3 protein-coding genes are annotated in these 3,961 nt (G+C 73.4%); all 3 read right to left on the bottom strand.

The features are described from left to right. Nucleotides 1-207: 207 nt before the first annotated feature. Nucleotides 208-1,314, bottom strand: a complete 1,107-nt coding sequence (purM, locus tag ACTIDRAF_RS0203260; RefSeq protein ID WP_211215260.1) for a phosphoribosylformylglycinamidine cyclo-ligase — start codon at nucleotides 1,312-1,314, stop codon at nucleotides 208-210. A 162-nt stretch (nucleotides 1,315-1,476) separates the two neighbouring features. Continuing rightward, nucleotides 1,477-3,015, bottom strand: coding sequence for an amidophosphoribosyltransferase (purF, locus tag ACTIDRAF_RS0203255; protein WP_016697285.1), 1,539 nt, complete (start codon nucleotides 3,013-3,015; stop codon nucleotides 1,477-1,479). Between the two features lie 269 nt (nucleotides 3,016-3,284). Next, on the bottom strand, nucleotides 3,285-3,671 hold the full coding sequence (locus ACTIDRAF_RS0203250) for a sterol carrier family protein (protein ID WP_016697284.1): 387 nt from the start codon (nucleotides 3,669-3,671) through the stop codon (nucleotides 3,285-3,287). Nucleotides 3,672-3,961 lie beyond the last annotated feature (290 nt).

The raw sequence follows: 3,961 nt of genomic DNA, 5'->3' as shown, positions 1-3,961 counted from the left end.
CCGCCCCACGGCGGCGGATCCGCTCCGGGCGGAGGCCGAACCGGCCGCGCTCCTCCCCGAAGACCCCGCCCGCCGGGTAGGGCGCGGGAACGACCGCTCCGGTCTCCTCGGCGGTGCGCGCCGCCCTCCGCCCCCGCGCGGGCTCCCGCTGGTCGGGCGGGACCGTCCGGGCGAGCCGGACGTCCCGCCGCGCCGCGCTGGCCGCCGTCAGAACCTGGGGTGCTCCCCGGTCAGCAGGACGGCTGGCCGGTTCTCGCCATCCCCGACCACGTCCGGGGTCCGGCGGACCTCACCGACCACCCAGGCGGGCACGTGGCGGGCGGTGAGCACGGCCAGCGCGCGGTCGGCCTCCTCGGCGGCCACGACGGCGACCATGCCGACCCCCATGTTGAAGGTCTGCTCCATCTCGTCCCGGCCAACGCGCCCGCGCTGTTGGATCATGGAGAAGACGGGTGAGGGGGTCCAGGTGCCCCGGTCCACCACGGCGGTGAGCCCCTCGGGCATCACCCGCGAGAGGTTGCCGGCGAGGCCGCCCCCGGTCACGTGCGCGAAGGTCCGGACCTCGGTCTCGGCGATCAGTGCCAGGCAGTCCTTGGCGTAGATGCGGGTCGGTTCCAGCAGTTCCTCCCCCAGCGAGCGACCGAACTCCTCGACGTGCCCCGAGAGGGGGACCCGCGCGATGTCCAGCAGCACGTGCCTGGCCAGCGAGTAGCCGTTGGAGTGCAGACCGGAGGAACCCAGGGCGATCACGGCGTCACCGGGGCGCACCCGGTCCGGCCCGAGCAGGGCGTCCTCCTCCACGACTCCGACGCCGGTCGCCGAGAGGTCGTAGTCGGTGGCGGCCATCATGCCCGGGTGCTCGGCGGTCTCGCCGCCCAACAGCGCGCAGCCAGCCTGCACGCACCCCGTGGAGATGCCCTTGACCAGCTCGGCGATCCGCTCCGGCACGACCTTGCCGACAGCGATGTAGTCCTGGAGGAACATCGGCTCGGCCCCGCACACGACCAGGTCGTCCACCACCATCGCGACGAGGTCGATGCCCACCGTGTCGTGGACGTCGAGCGCCTGCGCGATGGCGATCTTGGTGCCGACCCCGTCGGTGGACGAGGCGATCACCGGCTCCCGCCACCGGTCGAGGCGCAGCTTGAACAGGCCCGCGAACCCCCCGAGGCCCCCCATCACCTCTGGCCGGGTGGCCTTGGCCGCCCACGGCTTCAACCGTTCGACGGCTTCGTCCCCCGCGGAGATGCTGACTCCGGCCGCGGCATAGGTGGCGCTGGACATCTCGGGCTGGGCAGTCACAACTGGCTCCATGTCATCTGCTGACAAAATCTCGTCGGCCACGCTACGCACGGTGATTCCGGTCATCGCCCTCACGGGCGGCCCCGGCGGCGTCACACGCGCGCGGTCGCCATCCACCTTTCCCAGGTCGACGCCTCATCGGCGGTGAGACGTCCGTTCACGACCGATGCTTACTCATGGCCGACGTAGCGCGTCGGCCGCGCCGTTGCCTTGCGGCTGTGCTGGCTCCGCGGGACCGGCCACTCCGCGCTCCGCGCCACCGTCAAGACCCTCGAGCAGAAACTTGCCGATCATCCGGTCGGCGGGCAGCGGGATCGGGTAGTCACCGTCGAAGCACGCGGCGCACAACCTGGTCCTGGGCTGCTCGGACGCGGCGATCAGCCCGTCCAGTGAGACGTAGCCGAGCGAGTCGGCTCCGATCGACCGGCGGATCCCGTCCTCGTCGATCCCGTTCGCGATCAGCTCGGCCGGGGAGGCGAAGTCGATGCCGTAGAAGCAGGGCCAGCGGACCGGTGGCGAGGCGATCCGGACGTGGACCTCGACGGCGCCGGCCTCGCGCAGCATGCGGACCAGCGCGCGCTGCGTGTTGCCCCGCACGATCGAGTCGTCGACCACCACGAGGCGCTTGCCCCGGATGACATCGCGCAGCGGGTTCAGCTTGAGCCGGATGCCCAGCTGGCGGATGGTCTGGGAAGGCTGGATGAAGGTCCGGCCGACGTAGGAGTTCTTGACCAGCCCCTGGCCGTAGGGGATGCCGGACTCCTGGGCGTAGCCCACGGCGGCGGGGGTGCCGGACTCCGGGACCGGGATGACCAGGTCGGCCTCCACCGGGTGTTCGACCGCCAACCGCCGCCCGATGGCGACCCTCGCCGCGTGCACGGAGCGGCCGGCGATGGTGCTGTCCGGGCGGGCCAAGTACACGTACTCGAAGACGCAGCCCTTGGGTTCCGGCGGGGCGAACCGGCTGCTGCGCAGCCCCTCGGCGTCGATGGCGACCAGTTCACCCGGTTCGACCTCGCGCACGAAGGAGGCCCCCACGATGTCGAGGGCGGCGGTCTCGCTGGCGACGACCCATCCCCGGTCGAGCCGACCGAGGCAGAGCGGGCGGACCCCCTGGGCGTCGCGGGCCGCGTAGAGGGTGGTCTCGTCGGAGAAGACGAGCGAGAACGCTCCCCGCAGCGCGGGCAGCAACTCCAGCGCGGCGTTCTCCAGCCCGGTGTCGGCGGCGGCGGTCGCCAGCAATGCGCACACGACGTCGGAGTCGGTGGTGGCCGGGGGCGTGCCGTCCCGCCGGGTGGCGGTGCGCCCCTCCTCGGCCGCGCCCTCGGTCAGCTCGCGGAGCCGCTCGGCCAGTTCGGCGGTGTTGACCAGGTTCCCGTTGTGCCCCAGCGCCAGACCGCTGCCGGTGGCGGTGGTCCGGAACGTGGGCTGGGCGTTCTCCCAGCTGCCGGAGCCCGTGGTCGAGTACCGGTTGTGGCCGACGGCGACGTGGCCCCGCAGCGAGGAGAGCACCTGCTCGTCGAAGACGTGGCTCACCAGGCCGAGGTCCTTGTAGACCACCAGCTTGGAGCCGTCGCCCACGGCGATGCCTGCGGCCTCCTGACCTCGGTGTTGCAGGGCGTACAGGCCGTAGTAGGTGAGCTTCGCCACCTCCTCGCCGGGAGCCCAGACACCGAAGACCCCGCACTCCTCGTGGGGAACGTCCCGCTCCACGTCACCCGGCTGGGCGGTCGTGTCCGGTGGGACGGGGGTAGCGGAGGACGCGGAACGGCACGGCGACCCACTTGCGGCCGCGGGCTGGTGGGTGACCACCGGAAACTCCCTCACAACGGAGCTGGATGCCTCGGCGTGCCCGGGGCCGGACGCGGGACGCGCCGCGGAAGACCACCCGGGACCGCCACGTTCGTCTTCGAGTGTAAGCCGACTCGCTCCCGGCACCGCACCGCGAGCCGCGAATTGGGCCACCCAGGCATGTCGCCGACCTACTCGTCCGGTTTCACCACCGGGAGCCAACCGCGCAGGTCAGCACGGTTTCCGGAGGCCGAGACGCGGCCAGAGCCCACCGCGTCGGCCCACTCGGCGCGGCCGGTGGCGAGGTCCAGCCAGGTCCTGGCGTCCGTCTCGACCACGTTCGGCGGGGTCCCCCGGCTGTGGGTGGGGCCCTGCCCGCACTGCACGGCGGCGAAGGGCGGTACCCGCACCTCGATCGCTCCTCCTGGAGCGACGGCGGCCAGGGTGCGCAGGCTGAGCCGGACCGCCTGCCCGAGGACGCGGCGGTCGGGTTCGGGAGCCTCGCCGCGCAGCCAGGGCACGACGGCCGTGACGGCGGCTCGGAGTTCGTGGGGGTCGACTGACCGGCGGGCTGGCACCTGGGCAGCGTAGACCTGGCGGTCGCTGGCGAACGCGGAGTGGCCGGGACCCGGACCGGACGGTGGTGTGGGCGCCCCCAGCCGGGTGGACTCAGACGGTGGGTGAGGTCTGGAGGCCTGGCCCGGCGCGAGGTCCGGGCGCGAGGGGCGTCGGGCGGGCGACCCCGCCACGCCCCGGCGGCGGGGACGGCTGGGGGCGGTCCGTCGCGCCCGCCCCGAGGTGCGGCACGGGGGTGACCGTGGCCCCTGCTCCCCACGGCCGCTCCGGCCTCGTCGGCGGGCCCCGCCGG

It is taken from the genome of Actinoalloteichus spitiensis RMV-1378 (assembly GCF_000239155.1).
Lineage (GTDB): Bacteria > Actinomycetota > Actinomycetes > Mycobacteriales > Pseudonocardiaceae > Actinoalloteichus_B > Actinoalloteichus_B spitiensis.
The sequence above is the reverse complement of the archived record's forward strand: the minus strand, read 5'-3'. Positions and strand labels throughout refer to the sequence as shown.

What these genes read in the sequence shown, in the direction of transcription:
- purM (WP_211215260.1), bottom strand. Translation starts at nt 1,314, where the DNA reads ATGGAGCCAGTTGTGACTGCCCAGCCCGAGATGTCCAGCGCCACCTAT.